Here is a 22,145-nt window from a genome sequence, read left to right as displayed (position 1 = left end):
ATCGCCCGATCAGCTGCCAAGGCCCGCCTTGGTGAAATAGGATTGCGGGCTTTGCGCATCGCTGAAGCCGATCCCCGAGGCGATGACGCAGCTGGTGGCATCCGGGCGTTCCAGCACCACAGTCCATGTCCCCATCAGATCCGAGCCCCATAGCGCGGTATCGCTGGCATTGGTCGCGATCCGGCTTTCGCCGAAATCATCGCTAAGTGTCTGTGCGATCTCGGCATCATGGCCGCACCACGGCTGGTCACCGCTGGCCTGTTCCGACAGCGGCAGGCGGCGGGCCATTTCGCGCACGGCTTGCGGTTCCATCCCGGCCACGGCCGACCAGCCGCGCGGATTGGCAAGGTTTTCCTCGCGTGAGGTGGTGGCGGCATGGGCCGACAGGCTGGTCAGCGCCAGCAGCATCGCCAGCAGCGCCGTATTCGTCTTGCGGATCGGGTTCAGCATCGTTCTTAACCTCTCGCTTGCGCGTTCGATCTGGACAAATAACAGACGAAAGCGTGGCAAAGTTCCCGCAAACCACGGAAACGGCTTCATGCGAGCGCTAGCATGACTGGCCGCAATCCCCTAAGAAGGCGGCCAAGACCTGATGCGAGAAGGGGACAGGACATGGCGATCTTGCTGGCGGATGTGGGTGGCACGAATGCCCGTCTGGCATTGGCGCGGACCGATGAGGGCATCTATACCGGCAGCATCACCCGGTTCCGTGGCGACGATCATCCCGACTTCGATGAGGTCGTGCGTCTGTTCCTTGAACGCGAGGGCAATCCCCGGATCGAGGCCGTCTGTGTCGCCGTCGCCGGTCCCGTCTCGCAGGGGCAGGCCCGCCTGACCAATCGCGACTGGAATTTCAGCGAGAAGCGCCTGATCGAGCTGACCGGCGCGGGCCGCGCCCGGCTGATCAACGACCTGACCGCGCTTGGCTATGCCACGCCCTCGCTGTCGGGGGATGCGGCGGGTTTCCTGCGCGAAGGCCCCAAGGCCGAGGCCCTGAACGGCCAACGGTTGGTGGTGAATGCCGGGACCGGCTTCAACGTCTGCGCGGTCAAGGTCATGCCCGGCGGCGCCATCGCCTGTTTCGAACATGAGGTGGGCCATACCCGCCTGCCGCTTTCAGTCTGGGCTCCGCTGGTCGAGGTGCTGGGCGATCGCGCCGCACCCTTCGATTCCGTCGAGGAACTGTTCGCGGGACGCGGGTTGGCGCGTCTGCATGCGCAAATGACCGGGACCGCGCCGGGTCGCGCCGAAACCGTGGTCGAGGCGGCGGGTGCCGGTGATGCGGCCGCTCAGGCGACATGCGATCTGTACGCGCGGCTGTTCGGCCTGATCTGCCGCGAACTGGCCCTGCAGTTCATGCCGATGGACGGGATGTTCCTGGCGGGCAGCGTCGCGCGCAGTGCGGCTCAGCGGCTGGAGATCTTTGAGGCGGCCTATCTGTCCGATCCGCTGATGGCGCAGATCCCCGCTGCGGTGCCGATCGGCATGATCCGTGACGACATGGCCGCACTTCACGGGTGTCTTTCCGCCATTGCGTGAAGATTTCCGCTCATCCGGGCCATGAAGCTGGATTTCACAGCGATTTGACTGCAAAACTCCCCAAAACGACCAAAAAAGGGCGGATGGGGATGAGACGACTTCTGAAGGCAGGCACCGCTGCCGCATTCGTGCTGTCAGCGGGGACGGATCAGGCGCTGGCCCAATCCGCAGGCTCGTCCTCTTCGTCACCGTCCTCTGCGTCGTCATCGCCATTTTCCGGGCTGTTCGGCGGTAAGAAGGGGAATGAGACCTCTCCGGTCGATATCAATATCTCGGTCGCCGGCTCGAACGAGGATCTGCCGCCAGCGATCCGCAATACCTCGTTGCTGATCTCCGCCCAGAACGAGGGGCGCGTCACCGGGCAGGACATGCTGGCCGCTGCGCGCGGCGATTATGCCCGCATCCTTGGGGTGCTCTACGATCAGGGCTATTACTCGGTCACCATCAACATCCTGCTGGACGGGGTCGAGGCCGCTACGGTAGCGCCGCTGGATGCGCCGCATATCGTGCGCAAGGTGCAGGTCACGGTCGATCCCGGCCCGCGCTTCCGCTACAGCCGCGCCGATATCGCCCCCGTCGCACCGGGAACCGAATTGCCGCCCGATTACCGCAGGGGTGAAATCGCCCGCACCGGCGACATGAAGACGGCGGCGACCTCGGCGGTTGAGGGTTGGCGCAATGTCGGCCATGCGAAAGCCGACGTGGCCCAGACCGAGATCATCGCCGATCATGACACCAACCTGATCGAAAGCGATATCCGCCTGGCGCCCGGCCCGTCGCTGACCTTTGGCGAGATGAAGATGCGCGGCTATCAGCGCATGGACCCACGCCGCTTGCGCAAGATCGCGGGTTTCCCCGAGGGCGAGCGTTTCGACCCGGAAAAGCTTGAGGATGTCAGGAAACGCCTGCGCCGCTCGGGTGTGTTTTCCGCGATCACGCTGACCGAGGCCGATTACGTCAATGCCGACAACTCGCTGGATGTCGATCTGCTGGTTACCGAACAAAAGCTGCGCCGGATCGGCGGCGGCTTTGAATATTCCAGCATCGATGGCATGCGGCTGACCGGCTACTGGATGCACCGCAACCTGATGCGCGGAGGTGAGCGGCTGCGCATCGATGCCGATATCGAGGATATCGGCTCGCAACTGACCGGGATGGATTACAAGCTGGGCGTGCGTATCGACCGCCCGGCGACATTGCATCCCGACATCACAGGCTATGTCGCCGCGCAGGTCACCAGCGAGGATGAGGAAGATTACGACCAGAAGACCGGGACCTTTGGTCTGGGCTTCACCTATATGCATGACGATGAGCTGACCGCCGATATCGCGTTGCAGTTCCGCGCCTTGCAGGTCGATGACGATTCAGGCCGCACGGATTTCCGGCTGTTCGCCCTGCCGATGTCGGTGACATGGGACCGGCGCGACGAATCCACCGATGCCAAGCGCGGCTTCTGGTTGTTCGGCTCGACCACGCCCTTCGTCGGTCTGCAGGACGAGACCGGGACCGGGGCGCAGGTCGTTGCCGAAGGTCGCGGCTATTACAGCTTTGGCGCGGATGACCGGGTGACGCTGGCGGGGCGGTCGCGGCTGGGCACGGTGCTGGGCTCCGAGCTTGAGGAAACGCCGCGCGACTACCTGTTCTTCTCGGGCGGGGGTGGCACCGTGAGGGGGCAGCCCTTTGAATCGCTGGGCGTCGAGGTGATTCCGGGCAAGGATGGCTTCGTCAAGACCGGCGGCATGAGCATCGCCGTCCTGAATGCCGAGGCCCGGGTCCGTGTCCGCGAAAAAATCGGCGTGGTGGCCTTTGTCGATGCCGGGCGCGTCTGGGAGGAAAGCGGCTTTACCGGTGGCAGCGGCTGGCATGCCGGGGCCGGGGCGGGCCTGCGCTACGACACGCCGATCGGCCCGATGCGCTTTGACATCGCCCATCCGCTGGGTGGCGGTTACAAAGACGACGATGCCGGCACTCAGCTTTACATCGGATTGGGGCAGGCCTTCTGATGAAACTGCATGATCTGATCCCCCGCCTTCTTGTCGTGATCTGGCTGGCAGCCATGACGCCGCTTGTGGCCATGGCGCAGGAGACCGGGACGACCGACGACAGCGCCGCCCAGATCTCGGAAGAGGTCGAGGATGACCGGGGCTTCATCACCCGCTTCCTTGAGGAAAAGCTGTCGGGCGCCGGGCGTCAGGTGGTGATCGAGGGGTTCCAGGGGGCGCTGTCCTCGCGCGCGACATTTACCCGGATGACCATCGCCGATGATGACGGCGTCTGGATCACGCTGGAAAATGGCGCGATGCAATGGCACCGGGCGGCATTGCTGCGGGGTCGGGTCAATATCGACGAATTGTCCGCGGATCGCGTGATCCTGCCGCGTCTGCCCGCAGGTGGCGATGACGCCGCCCCCGCCCCCGAGGCGCGGGAATTCTCGCTGCCGCAACTGCCGGTGGGCGTGCATATCGCCAAGCTCAATATCGGTCGGGTCGAACTGGGCCAGCCGATCATCGGTCAGGAAGCGGTTCTGTCGGTCTCGGGCGCGATGAACCTCGAGGGCGGCGAGGGCGACACCAACCTGACCATCAACCGCGTCGACGGTCCGCGCGGCCAATTCGGGCTGGTCACCTCGTTTTCCAACGAAACCCGCATCCTGAAGCTGGACCTGAAGCTGGACGAGGATGCGAACGGGCTGTTCACCAATATCGTGCGGATGAACGGCCGTCCCGCCGTCCGGGCCGAGATAACCGGCAACGGCCCGGTGTCGAATTTCGATGCCGATATCAAGCTGGATACCGACGGTCAGCCGCGCGTCGCGGGCAAGGTCTCGACGCGCGAAGAGGCGCGCGGCGAAGCGCCGGGCATCGCCTTTCACGCCGAGTTGACCGGCGATGTCGCGCCGCTGATCGCGCCGGGCCGGCAGGAATTCTTTGCCGGGCAATCGGTGATCCGCGCCGATGGCTGGCGCGGGCAGGATGGACGGCTGGTTGTCCCCGAGCTGAAGATCTCGACCGGGGCATTGGACCTGCAAGGCGCGGTCGAGGTGAACAGCAAGGGCGCGCCACAAAGCGCCAACCTGACGCTGTTGCTGGGCAGCGATGCCGGGGCGACGCAGCTGCCGGTGACCGTCCCCTTCGGTCAGGCGCAGACCACCGTCAGTTCGGGCAATATCCGCCTGCAATATGATGCGAAACAGGGCTCGGGCTGGAGCCTGAGCGGGCGTGTCGGCGATTTCAAGCGACCGGACCTGAGCCTGTCCGAGGTTCGGCTGGACGGGCGTGGGCGGGTGAACCTGACGCCCGAACAGTCGCTGCAAGAGGTGCGCGGCTGGGTTGCCTTTGGCGCGGATGACATCCAGCCCAGCAATCCCGGCCTTGCCGATGCGATTGGGGACACGCTGAACGGCGGTCTCAACTTTGCCTTCACCCCCGGCAATGCGATGAAGCTGTGGGGGATGAACATCAATGGCGATGAGTTCCGGCTGCAAGGCGCGCTGGACGTGTCGGGGCTGCGCACCGGGATCGCGCTTGCGGGCGACATCACCGCCCAGCATCTGAACATCACCACGCTGTCCAAGATCGCCGAGCGCGATCTGGGCGGTAAGGCCGATGTGCATCTGAAGGGGCGCTATGTCCTGCTGAGCAAGGCTTTCGATGTCGATGCCAGCATCGAGGGCAACGATATCAGCGTCGGGCAGGAGCAGGCCGACCGGATGCTGGCCGGGGCGTCGCGCATCGAACTCAGCGCCAAGCGTGACGGTTCGGGCATCCAGTTGCGTCATCTGCGCGTCAATGCCCAGAACCTGACCGCCGAGGCACAGGGCTTTATCAGCAGCTGGGCCAGTGACGTGACCGCCCATGTGGTGATGCCAGACCTGTCGGTGGCCGATCCGAAATATGCGGGCGCGCTCAGCACCGATCTGAAGCTGACCGGGGCAGCGCGGCAGCGCCTGCTGAATGTGACCGGCCAGGGGCAGGACCTGATCCTTGGCATCCCCGAGGTGGACGGGCTGTTCAAGGGCCAGACCCAGTTGAACATCGACCTGATGCAGGTAAACGGCACCTATGAGTTGCAGAAATTCGCCCTGTCGAACCCGCAGGCCACGGTCGAGGGCTCGGGCCGGTTCAGCCAGACGGCGCTGGACGGCAAGCTGAAGCTGTCGATGCCCGATCTGGCGGTGCTGGGTCGCGGCTTCTCGGGCGGGTTCACCGCCGAGGGCACGGCCTCGCAGCAAGGGGATACAAGGCGGCTGGACCTGACCGGGCAGGGCAAGGACCTGCGCTTTGGCCAGCAGGATGTGGATGGCGCGCTGACCGGTGCGACCGACCTGAAGCTGACAGTTCAGCAGCGCGGCAAGGAAATCACCGTCGAGCGTTTCGATCTGTTGAACCAGCAGATGACTGCCAAGGTGCAGGGCAGGATCGCCGAGACCGGGACCAACATGACCGGGAATGTGGACATCAAGTCTTTGGCCAGCTTCGGGCGCGGCTGGCGCGGGTCGCTGGTGGCGCAGGGCAGTTTCAAGGATGATGGCACCGGGGCGCGGCTTCTGGACGTAACCGGGACCGGGCGCAACCTGTCCTTCGGGCAGGCGCAGGTCGATGGCGCGCTGGCGGGTGAAACGCGACTTGCCGTTCGCGGCACCGAGCGCAATGGCGTCTTTGCGATTGAGACGGCGCGGGTGGAAAACCCCAGACTGAACATGGCGGCCACCGGCAAGGTGGGGGCGGGCGCGACCGATCTGCGCGCCGACCTCCGCGCCGATGATCTGCGCTTTCTGGGTCGCGGCTTCCGTGGCGCGGTGCGCATGCAGGCCACGGTGGCCGATCAGCAGGGCGGGGCGCGGGCGATCACCGCCAATGGCTCGGCGCGCGGGCTTGCCATCGGCAATCCCAAGGCCGATGCGGTTCTGGCGGGTGAGACACGCTTTGATCTGGCCGCCAACCAGCGTGCCGATGGAAGCTTCACCATCAACCGGTTGCAGGCCGATAACCCGCAACTGCGCATCACCGGCGATGGCAGCCCGACCGAGGGCGTGAACCTTGACGCAAGGCTGAGCGATCTTGGCCTGCTGGTCGCGGGTTTCCCCGGCCCGGCCGAGGTCAAGGGCCGCATCCGCAATACCGGCACCGGCTATGACGTGAACCTGAACGCCACCGCGCCGGGTGATACTACCGCCCGGATCAGCGGCACGGCGGCGGCGGATGGCTCGACCATGGATCTCCGGGTCGAGGGAACCAGCAACGCGGCGGCGGCGAACCCCTTCCTGCGCACCCGCAGCATCGAGGGACCGCTGAATTTCGATCTGCGCATGAATGGCGCGCCTTCGCTTGAGGCGCTGAGCGGGCGGGTCGGGCTGGCCAATGGCCGTCTGGCCGAGCCTCGGCTGGGGCTGGCTGTCGACAATCTGAATGCCAATGCCGATTTCAATGCGGGCCGGATCAATGTCGATATCAACGGCAATGTCGAGGCCGGAGGTTCGATCAGCGTGCGCGGTCCGATTACGCTGACCGGTGACCGCGCCATGGATCTGGACGTGCGCGTGATGGATGTCGTGCTGCGCGACCCGAACCTGTACCAGACGCAGGCCAGTGGCACGATCCATATCGGCGGCTCGCAAAGGGCGGGACCGCTGGTTCAGGGCCGCATCAACCTTGGCCATACCGAGTTCCGCATCCCCTCGACCGGGCTTGGCGGGGCAAGGGCCATTCCCATCATCATCCATCGCAGCGAGCGCCCGCCGCAGCGCCAGACCCGCGCCAAGGCCGGGCTGCTGGAATTCCCCAGCGATGCCTCGCGCCAGGTGGGAATGAGCGCGCCGCCCGCGACGCCTCCGGCGGTGCCGGCCCGCTTTGATCTGGTGTTGTCGGCGCCCGATCAGGTGTTTGTCCGCGGTCGCGGCGTCGATGCCGAACTGGGCGGCGAGATCCGCCTGACCGGCAATGCCCGCCAACCGATCCCGATCGGCTCGCTGGAGCTGATCCGGGGACGGGTCGATCTGCTGGGCAAGCGCTTCGATCTGACCGAAGGGCTGATCGAGATGCAGGGCAGCCTGATCCCGGTGATCCGGCTGGTCGCCGAGTCCGAACAGGACACCATGACCGCCCGCATCATCATCGACGGCGATCTGCGCAATCCCGACATCACATTCGAATCCTCGCCGGAAATGCCCGAGGAGGAGGTGCTGTCGCAGCTGCTGTTCGGGCGGGGTCTGGACAATATCAGCGGGCTGCAGGCGGCGCAGCTGGCCAGTGCCATCGCCACGCTGGCGGGGCAGGGGGGTGACGGCATTGTCGCGCGGCTGAGGAAGTCGACGGGTCTGGACGATCTGGACCTGACCACCGACGATCAGGGCCGGGTTTCGGTCCGGGCGGGGAAATACCTGTCCGAGAACGTCTATACCGACGTGCAGGTGGGCGACGAGGGCAAGACCAAGCTGAACCTGAACCTCGACCTGTCGAAAAGCCTGACGGCGCGGGGGTCGGTGGCCAGCGATGGTGAAAGCACCTTGGGCCTGTTCTACGACCGCGATTACTGAGCCTGAGCGCAGGCAAGAAAAAGGCCGGGCATCGAGCCCGGCCTTTTTCTTTTGTTGCCCCTTACATCGGTCGGGGATCAGACCTCGGGGACGAGGACTTCGCGCTTGCCGACATGGTTCGCGGGGGTGACGACGCCCTGTTCCTCCATTTGCTCGACCAGTCGCGCGGCCTTGTTATAGCCGATGGCAAGCTTGCGCTGGATGTAGCTGGTCGAGCATTTGCGGTCCTTGGCGACGATCGCCACGGCCAGATCGTAAAGCTCGGCATCGCCACCTTCGCCCGAGGACAGGCCCAGCACCTGATCGATGCTGTCGGCGCGTTCCTCGTCCGGGCCTTCGACGACGCCAGACATGTAGCTGGGCGGGCCGAAGGATTTCAGGTGGTTCACGACCTCTTCGACTTCCTCGTCCGAAACGAAGGGGCCGTGGACGCGGGTGATCTTGGACCCGCCCGCCATGTAGAGCATGTCGCCCTGACCCAGAAGCTGTTCGGCCCCCTGTTCGCCCAGAATGGTGCGGCTGTCGATTTTCGAGGTGACCTGGAAGCTGATCCGGGTCGGGAAGTTCGCCTTGATCGTGCCGGTGATGACATCGACGGAGGGGCGCTGTGTCGCCATGATCAGGTGGATCCCGGATGCCCGCGCCATCTGTGCCAGCCGCTGGATGCAGGCCTCGATTTCCTTGCCCGCGACCATCATCAGATCGGCCATCTCGTCGACGATGACGACGATATAGGGGAAGGTCTCTGGCTGGAATTCCTCGGTCTCGAAGATCGGCTCACCGGTATCCTCGTCGAAGCCGGTCTGGACGGTGCGCTTGAACATCTCGGACTTGTCCAGCGCCTCGCGGACGCGGCCATTATAGCCTTCGATGTTGCGCACGCCCATCTTGGACATGCGGCGGTAGCGTTCCTCCATCTCGCCGACGACCCATTTCAGCGCGACGACGGCCTTTTTCGGATCGGTAACGACGGGCGAGAGCAGATGGGGAATGCCGTCATAGACCGACAGTTCCAGCATCTTGGGGTCGATCATGATCAGCCGGCATTCTTCGGGCGTGAGCTTGTAGAGAAGCGACAGGATCATGGTGTTGATCGCGACGGATTTCCCCGAGCCGGTGGTCCCTGCGATCAGCAGGTGGGGCATCTTGGCCAGGTTGGCCACGACCGGGCCGCCGCCGATATCCTTGCCAAGCGCCAAGGGCAGCGGCTGCGTGCCATCGGCATAGGACGGGGCCGAGAGCAGCTCGCGCAGCACGACTTTCTCGCGGCGGATGTTCGGCAGTTCGATCCCGATGACCGAACGGCCCGGCACGGTCGAGACCCGCGCCGACAGCGCCGACATCGAGCGCGCGATGTCATCGGCCAGACCGATCACGCGGCTGGCCTTCAGGCCCGGTGCCGGTTCCAGTTCATACAGCGTGACGACGGGACCGGGGCGGACATCGGTGATCTGGCCCTTGACGCCGTAATCATCCAGCACCTCCTCGAGCAGGCGGGCATTCTCGGCCAGCGCCTCGGGCGGAAGCTGGTGGCGCTCGACGGTCGAGGCCGAGGCCAGCAACGACAGGGGCGGATGTTCGTAGTCATTCGCGGCGAAATCCGAGGGGCGGGATTGCGGACGCTTCTGTGGCGCGGCGGCGCGGGTGGGCGCGGGCGCGGGGATATAGGCGTCCTCGTCGTCCTCATCCTCATCGTCGGTCAGCTGCGGCTCGATACGCTCGGGCGCGGGGCGGGCCCCGGTCAGCTTGGCCGTCACCGCAGACAGGACCGAGCCCTTCTCGACCGGGTGTTCGGAGCGCTGGCGCAGCACATCGGTGATGCGGGCCGAAATCTCGTCATCCGAGGGCGGCATGTCGTCATCGGCGTAATGGGTTTCGGGCTCGATCAACTCGGGCTCGGGCGCATAATCGCCATGGACCGGCGGCGGGGCACGGCGGCGCGGCGCGGGTGCGGCGCGGGAATCGGCTGGCAGGCTGGCGGAGCTTGCCTCGGCCAGACGGGCGCGGCGGGCCTCGGAGCGGGCCTTCATCTGATGCGCGGTGCCCATGCCAAAGCGCAGGGTCCGGTCGATCGCCAACAGCAGCAGCAGCCGCGCCGTCACCAGCCCGTCGCGCAGGAATCGGGTGGTGACCGAAAGCTCGGCCCGGTTGAAGCCCAAGCCGTAAACGGTCAGCGCGATCATGCCGCCCGCGGTCAGCAGCGCAAGAATGCGGATCGAGATCGACGCCTTCAGCGGCATCATCGACAGCAAGCCGCCCATGACCGCATCGCCGGCATTGCCGCCCAGCCCGAAGGCATGCGGCCATGTGTCGGGCGGGGTCAGGGTGGCGGCATAGCTGCAGGTCAAAAGCAGCGCGGGCGCCAGATAGATCGCCCGCAGGCAGCGTTCGGCCCCGCGATGCAGCATCATGCGCAGACCCCATCCCATGACGCCGATCGCCGGCAGGATCCACGTCCAGCCCAGCAGGGTGATCAGCGCCGAGGACAGCGTGGCCCCCGGTCGGCCCAGCAGGTTCTGTGCGGGCTCATCCGTGGCGGAAAGATAGCTGGGATCGTCGGGCGAATAGCTGGCGAACATCATCACGATCACCACGCCCAGCACGACCAGAAGCGCACCCATCAATTCGTTGCCGCGGCGCTTCAGGGCCGCCTGGGTGGATTGGTCGAAGAGCGGATCGCGGTGTTTCGCCTGCCAGCTCGCCATGCGGTTAACCCCCTTGGTACAAACAGTTCTTCAGCCGGTTCAATGCAGCCTCGGTCTGGTCGGCCGGATCGACCAACGCGACCCGGATATAGTCCCGGCCCGGATTTCCCGCCGCAGTGTCGCGCGACAGATAGGCGCCGGGCAGGACCTGTATGCCTGCCTCGGACCACAGCTTCTTGGCCGCGTCCTCGCCGGTGCCGACATGTTCGGGCACCCGCAGCCACAGGAAGAATCCGCCCTGCGGCGCGGCATAGCCCGGCATATTGCCCAATACGCGGTCGGCCACGGCGAATTTCGCGTGGTAAAGTGCGCGGTTTTCTTCGACATGCGCCTCATCAGCCCAGGCGGCGGCGCTGACGCGCTGCACCGGCAGGGGCAGGGGCGCGCCGGAATAGCTGCGCAGGCGGCGCAATTGCGCGATCTGCTCGCGCCCGCCCGCCGCAAAGCCCGAGCGCAGCCCCGGCAGGTTCGACCGCTTGGACAGCGAGTTGAACATCACCACGCGGTCGGCCAGTCCCATGCGGGTCGCCACCGCCAATGCGCCGGGCGGAGGGGCGTCGCGCCAGATCTCGGAATAGCATTCATCCGAGAAGATCAGGAAATCATGGCGGTCGGCCAAGGCGATCAGCCGCTCCAGATAATCTTCTGAGGCAACGGAACCCTGCGGATTGGCGGGTGAGCACAGATAGGCAATCGCCACCCGGTCCAGTAGTTCCGGGGCCAGCTGGTCGAATTGCGGCAGGAAATCGGTTTCGGCGGTGGCCGGGACAAAGATCGGCTCGGCCCCAACGGCGGCGGCGGCCACGGCATAGACCTGATAGAAGGGATTCGGAATCAGGATCGCAGGTCGCTGACCCGCCTTGCTTTCCGGGCACAGCGCCAGCGCCGCGTTGAACAGCCCCTCGCGCGTGCCATTGACGGTGGTGATGCGGGCGGGCTCGACCTCGATCCCGTGGCGGCGACCGATCCAGCCGGAGATCGCCGAGAGCAGTTCCGGAATACCCTCATTCGAGGGGTATTTGCCGAATTCGCGAATGCTTTCCGCCATGATCCGCCCGGTGAATTCCGGAACGGCGTGGCGGGGTTCGCCGATCGTCATCACGACCGGGTCTGCGGCGGGGGCGATGCCCGCAAGCAGCGTCCGCAGGCGCGGGAACGCGTATTCCGGCAGGTTCGAGAACCGCTCGGGTAGTGCCATGACTGCCTCTCATTCGGGGTCGTGCCGCCCCGTGTCCTGAAAAGGATACCGGCAAAGCCCCATTGCGTCCAGAGTTTCGGGCCGAAGCCCCCTTGTTTCGCGGGACATTCCCGCAGTTTGCGCAGATTAGTTCAGGCTGGCCTCGGCCGAGGCCGCTGCAACCAGAAGCTGCAGGTCCTTGCCCGCATGGCCCATCATCATCAGCCCGCAGGCCGGGTGGCCGGTGGGCAGGGTGATTGCGGGCAGGCCCAGCAGGTTGCCGATCCGGGTATTGCGCAGCGCCAGCATGTTTTCGATGGCGAAATAGGCCGGTTCGTTCAACAGACGCTGGGTATCGGGCGGCAGAATCGGCGAGGTTGGCAGGATGACCGCGTCATAGCCCGCGACCAGCCGCGCCCAGTCGGCCCGCAGCCGGTCAAGCTTCTGCCAGCCCGCGACGAAATCGGCGGCGCTGACCTCGCGCCCGCCGCGGAAGCGTTCGAGGATCGGCGGATACATCAGTTCCGGCGCGTCCTCGATCTGGTCGCGCCATGTGCCATAGGCCTCGGGGGCGAAAAGCGTGGGCGAAAGCGCCATGGCATCGGTGACGCAAGGCGGCGTGGCATGGGTGATGCGCGCGCCGGCTGCGGCAAGGCGGGCCACCGCGTCCTCGAAGGCGGCGACCGGACCTTCGCGGGCGTCGTCAAAGGGCACGCCGTCCAGCACCAGAAGCCGAAGGCGGTGCGATGCGGCATCCGTCAGGTCGGGGACCGGTTGGCCGGACAGCAGGGCAAAGATTGCAGCGCAATCCTCGACCGTGCGGGCAATCGGACCGGCCACGTCGAAGCGCGAGCACAGGGGCACGACGCCCCGGCTGTCGACCACGCCATGCGTCGGCTTGAAGCCCACCAGCCCGTTCCACGCCGCAGGCAGGCGAATCGAGCCGCCGGTATCCGATCCGACCGCTGCTGCCGCCAGTCCCAGCGCCACCGAGACCGCCGCACCAGAACTGGAGCCGCCGGGCGCCAGCGCCGGGTCGATGCTGTTCGGCGGCGTGCGGGTCATCGGGTTCAGGCCAAGACCGGAAAAGGCCAGCTCGGTCATATGGGTCTTGCCCAGACAGACGAGCCCTTGCAGCGTCGCCTCGGCCAGGATGGCCGCATCGGTTTCGGGGGTGCGCCCGGCCAGCAGACGCGAGCCTGCCTCGGTCGGGGTGCCAGCGCTGTCGATATTGTCCTTCCAGCTGATCGCCACACCGTCCAGCAGGCTGCGGCGCAGCCCGGCTTTGGCGCGGTCATGGGCGGCGATGGCCTCGGCCCGCGCGCGGGCGGGCGTGGTGCGGGCATAGATGCTGCCGCCATAGGGATGGCGCGATGAGGCGTCCAGATAGGCCTCGGTCTGTTCCACGGGGCTGATCAGCCCGGCCAGAATCGCCCGGCCCTGTTCCGATGCCGATACCTTGAGCCAGTCCATTCCCGTTCCCCTTGCCGTTCAGATCCAAGGCGCACAGGCTAACCAGCCCGGCCCGGCGCTGCAATGGCGCGCAAGGGTCAGCAGCGCGCGTATCGCAATGCCGCATGGACAATACCCCGCCGGGGCGCATAGTGCGAAACCATGATTAAGGATTTCGACATCGTGATCGCGGGCGGCGGGCTGAACGGCCCGGCGCTGGCGCTGGCCTTGGCTGGCGCCGGACTGAACGTCGCCGTGGTGGACAACCGCCCCGCCGATGCCCGCGCGGGCGACACATTCGACGGTCGCGCCTATGCGCTGGCCTTGGCCTCGCAGCGGCTGCTGGCGGCGTTGGGGCTGTGGAAAGGACTGGCGGACCAGGCCCAGCCGATCCTGAAGGTCGAGGCATCGCAGGGTTTTGCCGGTGCGGGTGCCGGTCCCTTCGGCCTGCATTTCGACAGTGCCGAGATCGAGGAAGGGCGTCTGGGCTACATGCTGGAGGACCGCTTCCTGTATCGCGCGCTGCTGGCCGCGATGGAGGGGCGTGTGACGCATCTGTCCGGCGTCTCGGTCACCGGGCAGCAGCCGGGACCGACCGGCGTCACCGTGGCGTTGTCGGACGGGCGCGAAGTCTCGGCCAGTCTGCTGGTCGGCGCGGATGGCCGCAAGTCGGGCGTGGCCGAGCGCGCGGGCATCCGGCGGCTGGGCCATGATTACGGCCAGATCGCCCTGGTGGCGGCGGTGGATCACGAATTGCCCCATAATGGCACGGCGCATCAGTTCTTCATGCCGTCCGGGCCGCTGGCGATCCTGCCCTTGCCGGGCAATCGCAGTTCGATCGTCTGGTCGGAAACCGCGGATGAGGCGCGGGCGATTCTTGATCTGGACGATGCGGAATTCCTGCAGGTGCTGCGCCCGCGCTTCGGAGATTTCCTTGGCGCGATCAGTCTGGCCGGGCCGCGATTCTCGTATCCGCTGAACCTGACCTTGGCCGAGCATTACATCGCCCCGCGCATCGCGCTGATCGGTGACGCGGCGCATGGCGTCCATCCCATCGCCGGGCAGGGGCTGAACCTTGGCCTGCGCGACGTGGCGTCATTGGCCGAGGTGCTGGTCGCCGCGCGTCGCCGCGGCGAGGACATCGGGACCGAGCCGGTTCTGACCCGCTATCAGGAATGGCGCAGGCCCGACGCCACCACGCTGGCCTTGGGCATGGACGGGGTGAACGCGCTGTTTTCCAACGGTAATCCATTGCTGCGTGCCGCGCGTGAACTGGGCATGGGGCTGGTCGATGCGCTGCCACCCTTGCGGCGGGGTTTCATGCGGCAGGCGGCCGGGTTGCGGCTGGACCCGATGCCGCGCCTGCTGGCAGGGCAGAAACTGTAGCGGGAACGGTCACGCCCCCGCGAGCGTTCCTGCCCCGCACATCCAAGCGAACGTGAATGTGCAACGCATTGGAGACACGGTATCATTCCGCACATGAACATCAGATCGCTCGCCCTCGCGCCCGTCCTCGCCCTCGCCATGGCTTTTCCGGCTTTGGCGGATAAGATCCCGCTGAACGAGATCTCGAATTATCTCAATAGCCTGAAGACCGCGCAGGCCGCGTTCACGCAGGTCAATCCCGATGGCAGCATCTCGACCGGGACGGTCTATATCCACCGCCCGAACCGAGTGCGCTTCGAATACAAGGGCAGCAAGAATCTGGTGCTGGCCTCGGCCGGGCAGGTGGCGGTCTATGACGGCAAGACCCGTGGCGGGCCGCAGCAATATCCGCTGTCGAAAACCCCGCTGTCGCTGATCCTTGGTCCCAATATCAATCTGGGCAAGGCGCGCATGGTCACCGGCTATACCGAGAAGAAGAACACCACCGTGGTGACCGCGCAGGACCCGGCGCATCCCGAATACGGCAATATCCAGATGGTATTCACGGCCAACCCGACGCAATTGCGGCAATGGGTGGTCAAGGATGACGCGGGCAAGCGCACGACGGTCATCCTTGGCGACATGCGGACCGGCGTGTCGATCCCGCCGTCGAAATTCGCAATCAAGTAAGAACTGGCCCGCCGCGATCCGGCGGGCCTGAATTTACCGGCAGGCGGTCAACTGCATGCGGTAAAGTTCCGACCGCGCACCGACCTTGTTCGCCACGCTCATCAGCCACGGCTTGCTGCGATGCGAGCCATTGTTAAAGCCCGACCGTCCCTCGTGATAGGCCAGATATTGCGAGGCGGCGTCCTGCTTCGATATCCCCAGAATCCGGGTGGTGTCGTTCATGTACCAGCCCATGAAATCGGTGGCGTCGCGGATATTGTCGCGCTTGGCCCCGCGATTGCCGGTCTTGCGCCGGTAATCGTCCCAAGTGCCGTCCAGCGCCTGACTATACCCATAGGCCGAGCTTTGCCGTCCCATCGGGATGATTCCCAGCGCATAGCGATGCGGCGTCTTGGCATCGCCGATGAATTTCGATTCCTGATGGATGGTGGCCATCTGCACATAGATCGGGATGCCCCAGCGCTTTTGGGTCGATTGCATCGCCCGGTAATAGGCGGGACGCTCGGCTGCCAGCAGGCAGGCATTTTCCAGATTGCGAGGCGCCTTGTAATTTCCACCGCCCCCACAAGAGGCGACCAGCCCGACGATCGCGAGCTTCAGAAACCTGTTCATACTGCCCTCATCCACGTTTTTGTCTGCGAGCATAACGGAATTCGCCCGCCGCGTGCAATTGACAATGGCTCGATTGGTCTAGCTGGGCAGGACCGAGACCGATTTCACGATGGCAAAACAGGCGGCTCCGGGGGTCAGTCCCAGCGTCTCGACCGAGCGGGGCGTGACCTGCGCCAGCATGCGTTGGTCGCCAAGCGTCAATTGCACCAGCCCGCCGCTGACCTGCACGACCGTCGCGGGCAGGACGTTCAGCGCCGACAGTCCTTGCGGTGGGTCGCGTGACAGGATGACCTCATGCGCAAGGACGCGCAGCCGCAATTCCTGACCGGTTGCGGCCTCGACTTCCTGCAGCAGCATCGGACCGGCGGCGGTCCTGACCCGCAGCATGCCGTCGGGTTCATGGCCTTCGACGGTGGCATGGATCAGCGCACCTGCCTCGCGCGCGCCCAGTTCCGGGGCAAGCCGCGGATCGGCCAGAATCGTTTCCAGCGGGCCGGAATGGGTGACGCGGCCGCGCTGCATCAGCACCAGTGTCGTGGCAAGGCGCAGCACCTCGGGGACGGAATGGCTGACGTAAAGGATGGGCAGTCGGACCTCATCTCGCAGGCGCTCCAGCCAGGGCATGATCTCGGCCTTGCGGCTGTCGTCCAGCGCGGCAAGGGGTTCGTCCATGACCAGCAAGGCCGGATCGGACAGCAAGGCGCGACCGATCGCGGTGCGCTGCTTTTCGCCGCCCGACAGCGTGGCGGGGCGGCGCTGCAGCAGCGGCCCCAGCGCCAGCATCTCGACGATGCGGTCGAAGTCGCGGCCCGCGCCGCGCCGCCAGCGGGCGGGGTAGCGCAGGTTCCGTTCCACCGTCAGATGTGGAAACAGCCGCGCATCCTGAAAGACATAACCGATGCGGCGTTCCTGCGGCGCAAGATTGGTGCGGCCATCGAACAGCACCCGCCCATCCAGCGCGATACGCCCGGAATCAGGCCGCAGCAGCCCGGCAATCGCATTGATCGTGGTGCTTTTCCCGCAACCCGACGGTCCGAACAGCGCGGTGACGCCGACCGGGGCCTCGAAGGCCACGTCCAGATCCAGCCCCGGAAAGCCATGACGAAAGGCGACGGACAGGCTCATATCCGCTGCGCCGCCCGTCTTGCCAGCACTTCCGACAGCAACACCGCACCCATGGCGACCACGACCGAGACCAGAACCAGCCGCAGCGCCGGCCCCTCGCCGCCCGGCGTTTCAAGAAAGGCGTAGATGGCCGAGGGCAGGGTCTGGGTCTGCCCCGGAATATTCGAGACAAAGGTAATGGTTGCCCCGAATTCGCCCATCGCCTTGGCAAAACCCAAGGTCGCCCCGGCAAGGATCGCCGGCATCATCAAGGGTAGGGTGACGGTGGCAAAGATCCAGACGCGCGGTGCGCCCAAGGTCGCCGCGGCCTGTTCCAGCTTGGGATCGACCGCTTCAAATCCCAGCCGGATCGCGCGCACCATCAGCGGAAAGGCCATGATTGCTGCGGCCAGCGCAGCACCGGTCCAGCGAAAGGCGAAGACGATGCCCAAGGGCTTCAGCAGGCTGCCGACCGGCCCCTGTGTGCCAAAGGTGATCAGCAGCAGGTAGCCGGTGACCACCGGCGGCAGGATCAGCGGCAAATGAACGATGCCGCTGAGCAGCCCGTGTCCCGGAAAGCTGCGCCGCGCCAGCACCCAGGCGATGGCGGTGGCAAAAGGCAGGCTGGCCAGCGTCGCCACCAGCGAGACCCGCAGCGACAGGGCGACCGCCTGCCATTCCTGCGGGCCAAGCCAGTTCGCAAGACTCATGGCAGGACGGTAAAGCCCTGCGCCTCGAAGACCGACTTCGCGGGGTCGGCCTTGAGGCTTTGCAGGAAGGCCGCGGCTTGCGGCGTGTCGGCGTTCTTGGTCACCGCGCCGGGATAGATGATGGCGTCATGACTGTCGGCGGGGAAGGTTCCGACGACGCCCACGCCCGGCTCGGCCACGGCATCCGAGCCGTAGACGATGCCCAAGGGTGCCTCGCCGGTCGCGACCAGCATCAGGGCGGCACGGACATTGTCGGCTTGCGCGACTTGCGGTTCCACCTTGCTCCACAGCCCCAGTTTTTCCAGCGATTGCTTGCCATACTGCCCGGCAGGAACCGAGTTGACCAGCGCCATGGCCAGCTTGCCATCGGCCAGCAGCGCGGGCAGTTCAGTGACCTCGGCGCTTGCCGGTTTGCCGGTCCCGACCAGCACCAGCGTATTGCCCAAGATGTCGGTGCGGGTGGCTTCGTCTATATCGCCCGATTTCTGCACCTCATCCATCCAATCGGTCGAGGCCGAGATGAAGATGTCGGCGGGCGCACCGGCCTGAATCTGCTGGGCCAGTTTCGAGCTGCCCGCATAGGAAATCACCACCTTGTCGTCATGGGATTCCTGCCATTTCGCGGCAATCTCATCCAGCGCGGTCTTGAGGCTGGCGGCGGCGAAAATCGTGATCTCATCGGCATGGGCCGCGGGCGACAGGGCGATCAGGGCGGCGGCAATCAAGGGTAGGCGCATCGGAGCATTCCTTCCGTTATGTCCAGACTGACATAACCGTAAGCCCCGGATCGCTCAACCGTTATTTCGCGTCAGACATATCGGAAAGCGCGGCGCTCAGGCTGGCAAGCTCGGGCGCGGCGCGGACCAGTTCCTCAAGCCTGCGGTAATCGGCCAGCACCTTTCGGCCCAGTTCGGTCAGGGTGGCGCCGCCGCCTTTCGCTCCACCCCGGCTGCTGTCGACAAGCGGCGTGCGGAAATGGCTGTTCATCTCTTCGACCAGCGCCCAGGCGCGGCGATAGCTCATCTTCAGCCGTCGCCCGCCGGCCGAGATCGAGCCTTCCTCGGCGATGGCTTGCAGCAGGTCGGCCTTGCCCCGGCCAAAGGTCAGGCCTTGGTTGAAATGCAGCCTCAGGCTCAGACGGGGATCGTTTTCCATATGCGCATTCTCGGGAAGTAACGTGGCGTAGGCAAGCACCGGCGGGGGGTTCCGGCGCCCTGCGCAAGGCTTTAGCGTCACGGCAACGAAGGTTGGAGGACCATCATGTCACAGAATGAAATCGTCATCCTGTCCGGCGCACGGACGGCCATCGGCGGATTCGGCGGCAGTCTGGCCGCAATCACCCCGATCGATCTGGCAGCGACCGTCACCCGCGCCGCGATCGAGCGTGCCGGGATCGAGGCTGACCGGATCGGTACCGTTGTCTTTGGCCATGTCCTGAACACCGAGCCGCGCGACATGTACCTGTCCCGCGCCGCGATGCTGAATGCTGGCGTGCCGAACACCACGCCAGCAATGAATGTGAACCGGCTTTGCGGTTCGGGGGTGCAGGCCATCGTCTCGGCCGCGCAGGCGCTGATGCTGGGCGATGCGGATTTCGCCGTGGCCGGTGGCGCGGAATCGATGAGCCGCGCCCCTTATGCCGTCCCCGCCGCCCGCTTTGGGGCCAAGATGGGCGATGTGCAGATGCTGGACATGATGGTCGGCGCGCTGACCTGCCCGATGGGCACCGGCCATATGGGCGTGACGGCCGAGAATGTCGCGCGGGAATATGGAGTGACGCGCGAGGAGCAGGATGAATTCGCGCTGGAAAGCCAGCGTCGTGCGGCACTGGCCATCGCCGAGGGGCGTTTCAAGGACCAGATCGTTCCGGTCGAGGTCAAGACCCGCAAGGGCCTCGTGGCATTCGATACCGATGAGCACCCCAAGGAAACCAGCCTCGACAAGCTTGCCAGCCTGAGGCCCGCTTTCCAGAAGGACGGGTCGGTGACGGCCGGCAACGCCTCGGGGATCAATGACGGGGCGGGGGCGCTGGTGCTGGCGCGGGGCGATGCTGCGCGGGCTGCGGGTCTGACGCCCGCTTTCCGGGTGCTGGGCTATGCGGTCGCGGGCGTGCGTCCCGACATCATGGGCATTGGCCCGATCCCGGCGGTTCAGGAACTGCTGCGCCGCACCGGGCTGAAGGCTGCCGATTTCGACGTGATCGAATCGAACGAAGCCTTTGCCGCACAGGCGCTTGCGGTCAGCAAGACGCTGGAGCTTGATCCCGCCAAGGTGAACCCGAATGGCGGGGCCATCGCCCTGGGCCATCCGGTCGGCGCGACGGGCGCGATCATCACCATCAAGACCATGCACGAGCTGATCCGCACCGGTGGCAGCAAGGGCCTGATCACCATGTGCATCGGTGGCGGTCAGGGCATCGCGCTGGCCATCGAACGGATCTGACGCTGAGCACGGTCGGCCCTGCCCGGGCCGACCGGACGCGCCGATTGGCAGGGCGGGTTCAGGCGGCTATCGTCGGACCCGCATCGCTTGGGGCCGTCAGATGAACCACAACCCATCCGCCATGATGAATTGCTCGGTCTGCGGCAGGGAAGTCGCGCGGCAGGATCTGACCGAAGCGGCGCATGTCCGTCCCTCGATCGCCGCATTGATCCGCGAAAACACAGTGGGATGGGGCGAAGACAGTCTGATCTGCCCCGACTGCATGCAGCAATACCGCCAGCTTTACCTGACCCGCCTGCTGGCCGATGAGACGGGCGAGTTGGGCGAGCTTGAGCAACAGGTGGCCGCCGCGCTGAACCGCAACGAACTGCTGACACTGCAATACGCCCCTGACGACGTGGACGAGGACCTGAGTTTTGGCGAACGCATGGCCGACCGCGTTGCCAGTTGGGGCGGCTCATGGGCCTTCATCCTGACCTTTCTGCTGGTTCTGCTGATCTGGATGGCCGCGAATTCGCTGGTCCTGCTGATGCGGCCCTTTGACCCCTATCCCTTTATCCTGCTGAATCTGGTCCTGTCCTGCGTCGCGGCGCTGCAGGCTCCGGTCATCATGATGAGCCAGCGTCGGCAAGAGGCCAAGGACCGCCGTCGCGCCGAAAACGATTATCAGATCAACCTCAAGACCGAGCTGGAGCTGCGCCAGCTGCATGAAAAGATCGACCACCACCTGATGCATCAATGGCATCGCCTGCTGGAGATCCAGCGCATTCAGGTCGATCTGCTGCACGAAATGAAGCAGGGCTAGGCCGCGCGACTCGGGCAGCGATTGCCTGAAAAACAGGGCCTGAGATTCGGGCAAAAAAAGCGGGCCCGGAAACCGGGCCCGCACAATGGGAACGGGCCGCTTCCTTGGGAAACGACCCGCGAGATCCACGGAGATGGTCCGGTTAGGGTTGGTGCCCACCGTCCCAGTCAGGGTTTACGACCCTTGGGGCTGCCCTCAGGCCACGGCCCCCCTGACTGTCCCGACACCTCTCTCCAATATCACTCTCGACACTGGACCACCTCCTTTCAATGTGTTGCCGTATGATCTTAGCGTGCCACAGATCAGGACTCAGTCAATGCATTTGAGCGCGCTTCTGGATCAAATTTCCGACGATGATACGGAAGGGCACCAGAGCCAGGATTGCCTGCGCCATTTTGACCATCCAATCGGCAACTGCCAAAGAAACCCACAACGGTTGCGCGGGACCATGCCCAAGCAGGGGGACCAGCTCATTTGCCCAGGAAACGTCATCAGCCGGAAACAAAGGTGTGAGCGTGGCCGAAAAGGCGATGGTGAAAAAGACGGCGGTATCGAACACCGAACCGGCAATCGTCGCGGCCAGTGGCGGCAACCACCAGTTGTATTTCCGCAACGAGTTGAAGACGGAAATATCCATCAGCTGCGCGGACAGGAACGCGGCACCGGATGCGATGGCAATCCGCAGCGTCGTCTTGTCCATGCCGGCGGCGATGATCGAGCACAGCACCCCGGTCACGAAACCGGCGAAGACGACCTTGCGCGCAGCGGCCGGGCCATAAACGCGGTTCATGATGTCGGTGACGAGGAAGGCGACCGGATAGGTCAGTGCACCCCAAGTCAGCCAGCTACCCAAAAGGTGCTGGACCAGAATGTTCGAGGCCACCACGACGATGGCCATGGCGATGACGCCAGGAAGAATACGGGACATGTCGGATTCCGTTTTGACAAGGTAGCGGAGACTCGGCCCCGGCCTTCTGGGGCAGCGCCGAATACGCCCGCGTGGTTGGGC

General features: G+C 65.3%; 17 protein-coding genes. 7 read left to right on the top strand and 10 right to left on the bottom strand.

Annotated features, from left to right (window positions below):
* Positions 1 to 9 precede the first annotated feature (9 nt).
* Complete coding sequence (locus tag GL300_RS07425; protein WP_155038967.1) at positions 10 to 450, bottom strand: hypothetical protein; 441 nt, start codon at positions 448 to 450, stop codon at positions 10 to 12.
* A 162-nt stretch (positions 451 to 612) separates the two neighbouring features.
* Between GL300_RS07425 and GL300_RS07420 the strand changes: the two genes are divergently transcribed.
* The 3 genes from GL300_RS07420 to GL300_RS07410 all read left to right on the top strand — a co-directional run bounded on the left by GL300_RS07420 (position 613) and on the right by GL300_RS07410 (position 8,074).
* Positions 613 to 1,539, top strand: coding sequence for a glucokinase (locus GL300_RS07420; protein ID WP_155038966.1), 927 nt, complete (start codon positions 613 to 615; stop codon positions 1,537 to 1,539).
* An 89-nt stretch (positions 1,540 to 1,628) separates the two neighbouring features.
* On the top strand, positions 1,629 to 3,542 hold the full coding sequence (locus tag GL300_RS07415; RefSeq protein ID WP_155038965.1) for an autotransporter assembly complex protein TamA: 1,914 nt from the start codon (positions 1,629 to 1,631) through the stop codon (positions 3,540 to 3,542).
* Positions 3,542 to 8,074 (top strand): translocation/assembly module TamB domain-containing protein, encoded by a 4,533-nt coding sequence (locus tag GL300_RS07410; protein WP_246195103.1) that lies wholly within the window; start codon positions 3,542 to 3,544, stop codon positions 8,072 to 8,074. The genes GL300_RS07415 and GL300_RS07410 overlap by 1 nt, the downstream gene beginning before the upstream one ends.
* Positions 8,075 to 8,151: 77 nt before the next feature.
* Here GL300_RS07410 and GL300_RS07405 read toward each other — a convergent pair whose 3' ends face one another.
* The 3 genes from GL300_RS07405 to GL300_RS07395 form a co-directional block, all read right to left on the bottom strand.
* Positions 8,152 to 10,779, bottom strand: a complete 2,628-nt coding sequence (locus GL300_RS07405; protein ID WP_155038964.1) for a DNA translocase FtsK — start codon at positions 10,777 to 10,779, stop codon at positions 8,152 to 8,154.
* 4 nt (positions 10,780 to 10,783) lie between these two features.
* Complete coding sequence (locus GL300_RS07400; protein ID WP_155038963.1) at positions 10,784 to 11,977, bottom strand: aminotransferase class I/II-fold pyridoxal phosphate-dependent enzyme; 1,194 nt, start codon at positions 11,975 to 11,977, stop codon at positions 10,784 to 10,786.
* A gap of 126 nt (positions 11,978 to 12,103) precedes the next feature.
* The gene (locus tag GL300_RS07395; protein ID WP_155038962.1) at positions 12,104 to 13,429 is read right to left on the bottom strand and encodes an amidase; all 1,326 of its coding nucleotides are present in this window, start codon (positions 13,427 to 13,429) and stop codon (positions 12,104 to 12,106) included.
* Positions 13,430 to 13,570: 141 nt separating this feature from the next.
* Between GL300_RS07395 and GL300_RS07390 the strand changes: the two genes are divergently transcribed.
* Both GL300_RS07390 and GL300_RS07385 read left to right on the top strand, forming a co-directional pair.
* Positions 13,571 to 14,794, top strand: coding sequence for a UbiH/UbiF/VisC/COQ6 family ubiquinone biosynthesis hydroxylase (locus GL300_RS07390; protein ID WP_155038961.1), 1,224 nt, complete (start codon positions 13,571 to 13,573; stop codon positions 14,792 to 14,794).
* Positions 14,795 to 14,887: 93 nt separating this feature from the next.
* Complete coding sequence (locus GL300_RS07385) at positions 14,888 to 15,463, top strand: LolA family protein (protein WP_155038960.1); 576 nt, start codon at positions 14,888 to 14,890, stop codon at positions 15,461 to 15,463.
* A gap of 33 nt (positions 15,464 to 15,496) precedes the next feature.
* On the opposite strand, the gene GL300_RS07380 is transcribed toward GL300_RS07385, so the two are convergent.
* The 5 genes from GL300_RS07380 to GL300_RS07360 form a co-directional block, all read right to left on the bottom strand.
* The gene (locus GL300_RS07380) at positions 15,497 to 16,075 is read right to left on the bottom strand and encodes a transglycosylase SLT domain-containing protein (protein ID WP_155038959.1); all 579 of its coding nucleotides are present in this window, start codon (positions 16,073 to 16,075) and stop codon (positions 15,497 to 15,499) included.
* Between the two features lie 78 nt (positions 16,076 to 16,153).
* The gene (modC, locus tag GL300_RS07375) at positions 16,154 to 17,200 is read right to left on the bottom strand and encodes a molybdenum ABC transporter ATP-binding protein (RefSeq protein WP_155038958.1); all 1,047 of its coding nucleotides are present in this window, start codon (positions 17,198 to 17,200) and stop codon (positions 16,154 to 16,156) included.
* Positions 17,197 to 17,889 (bottom strand): molybdate ABC transporter permease subunit, encoded by a 693-nt coding sequence (gene modB, locus GL300_RS07370; RefSeq protein ID WP_155038957.1) that lies wholly within the window; start codon positions 17,887 to 17,889, stop codon positions 17,197 to 17,199. Before modB ends, modC begins: the two co-directional genes overlap by 4 nt.
* The gene (gene modA / locus GL300_RS07365; RefSeq protein ID WP_155038956.1) at positions 17,886 to 18,626 is read right to left on the bottom strand and encodes a molybdate ABC transporter substrate-binding protein; all 741 of its coding nucleotides are present in this window, start codon (positions 18,624 to 18,626) and stop codon (positions 17,886 to 17,888) included. The genes modB and modA overlap by 4 nt, the downstream gene beginning before the upstream one ends.
* 61 nt (positions 18,627 to 18,687) lie before the next feature.
* Complete coding sequence (locus GL300_RS07360) at positions 18,688 to 19,044, bottom strand: winged helix-turn-helix domain-containing protein (protein WP_155038955.1); 357 nt, start codon at positions 19,042 to 19,044, stop codon at positions 18,688 to 18,690.
* A 105-nt stretch (positions 19,045 to 19,149) separates the two neighbouring features.
* Here GL300_RS07360 and GL300_RS07355 point away from each other — a divergent pair, with 105 nt between their 5' ends.
* A complete protein-coding gene (locus GL300_RS07355; protein WP_155038954.1) occupies positions 19,150 to 20,331 on the top strand; it encodes an acetyl-CoA C-acyltransferase family protein in 1,182 nt (393 codons plus the stop codon).
* A 100-nt stretch (positions 20,332 to 20,431) separates the two neighbouring features.
* Positions 20,432 to 21,136 (top strand): DUF1003 domain-containing protein, encoded by a 705-nt coding sequence (locus tag GL300_RS07350; RefSeq protein WP_155038953.1) that lies wholly within the window; start codon positions 20,432 to 20,434, stop codon positions 21,134 to 21,136.
* A gap of 313 nt (positions 21,137 to 21,449) precedes the next feature.
* Here the strand turns inward: GL300_RS07350 and GL300_RS07345 are convergent, their stop codons facing one another.
* Positions 21,450 to 22,064 (bottom strand): queuosine precursor transporter, encoded by a 615-nt coding sequence (locus tag GL300_RS07345; protein ID WP_155038952.1) that lies wholly within the window; start codon positions 22,062 to 22,064, stop codon positions 21,450 to 21,452.
* Positions 22,065 to 22,145 lie beyond the last annotated feature (81 nt).

The sequence above is a fragment of the Paracoccus litorisediminis genome, from assembly GCF_009711205.1.
Taxonomy (GTDB): domain Bacteria; phylum Pseudomonadota; class Alphaproteobacteria; order Rhodobacterales; family Rhodobacteraceae; genus Paracoccus; species Paracoccus litorisediminis.
The sequence above is the reverse complement of the archived record's forward strand: the minus strand, read 5'-3'. Positions and strand labels throughout refer to the sequence as shown.

Coding starts and splice junctions, on each gene's coding strand:
- GL300_RS07380 (WP_155038959.1), bottom strand. CDS start 16,075: ATGAACAGGTTTCTGAAGCTCGCGATCGTCGGGCTGGTCGCCTCTTGT.
- GL300_RS07395 (WP_155038962.1), bottom strand. CDS start 13,429: ATGGACTGGCTCAAGGTATCGGCATCGGAACAGGGCCGGGCGATTCTG.
- GL300_RS07385 (WP_155038960.1), top strand. CDS start 14,888: ATGAACATCAGATCGCTCGCCCTCGCGCCCGTCCTCGCCCTCGCCATG.
- GL300_RS07405 (WP_155038964.1), bottom strand. CDS start 10,779: ATGGCGAGCTGGCAGGCGAAACACCGCGATCCGCTCTTCGACCAATCC.
- GL300_RS07350 (WP_155038953.1), top strand. CDS start 20,432: ATGAACCACAACCCATCCGCCATGATGAATTGCTCGGTCTGCGGCAGG.
- modC (WP_155038958.1), bottom strand. CDS start 17,200: ATGAGCCTGTCCGTCGCCTTTCGTCATGGCTTTCCGGGGCTGGATCTG.
- GL300_RS07345 (WP_155038952.1), bottom strand. CDS start 22,064: ATGTCCCGTATTCTTCCTGGCGTCATCGCCATGGCCATCGTCGTGGTG.
- modB (WP_155038957.1), bottom strand. CDS start 17,889: ATGAGTCTTGCGAACTGGCTTGGCCCGCAGGAATGGCAGGCGGTCGCC.
- GL300_RS07355 (WP_155038954.1), top strand. CDS start 19,150: ATGTCACAGAATGAAATCGTCATCCTGTCCGGCGCACGGACGGCCATC.
- GL300_RS07410 (WP_246195103.1), top strand. CDS start 3,542: ATGAAACTGCATGATCTGATCCCCCGCCTTCTTGTCGTGATCTGGCTG.
- modA (WP_155038956.1), bottom strand. CDS start 18,626: ATGCGCCTACCCTTGATTGCCGCCGCCCTGATCGCCCTGTCGCCCGCG.
- GL300_RS07390 (WP_155038961.1), top strand. CDS start 13,571: ATGATTAAGGATTTCGACATCGTGATCGCGGGCGGCGGGCTGAACGGC.
- GL300_RS07400 (WP_155038963.1), bottom strand. CDS start 11,977: ATGGCACTACCCGAGCGGTTCTCGAACCTGCCGGAATACGCGTTCCCG.
- GL300_RS07425 (WP_155038967.1), bottom strand. CDS start 450: ATGCTGAACCCGATCCGCAAGACGAATACGGCGCTGCTGGCGATGCTG.
- GL300_RS07415 (WP_155038965.1), top strand. CDS start 1,629: ATGAGACGACTTCTGAAGGCAGGCACCGCTGCCGCATTCGTGCTGTCA.
- GL300_RS07420 (WP_155038966.1), top strand. CDS start 613: ATGGCGATCTTGCTGGCGGATGTGGGTGGCACGAATGCCCGTCTGGCA.
- GL300_RS07360 (WP_155038955.1), bottom strand. CDS start 19,044: ATGGAAAACGATCCCCGTCTGAGCCTGAGGCTGCATTTCAACCAAGGC.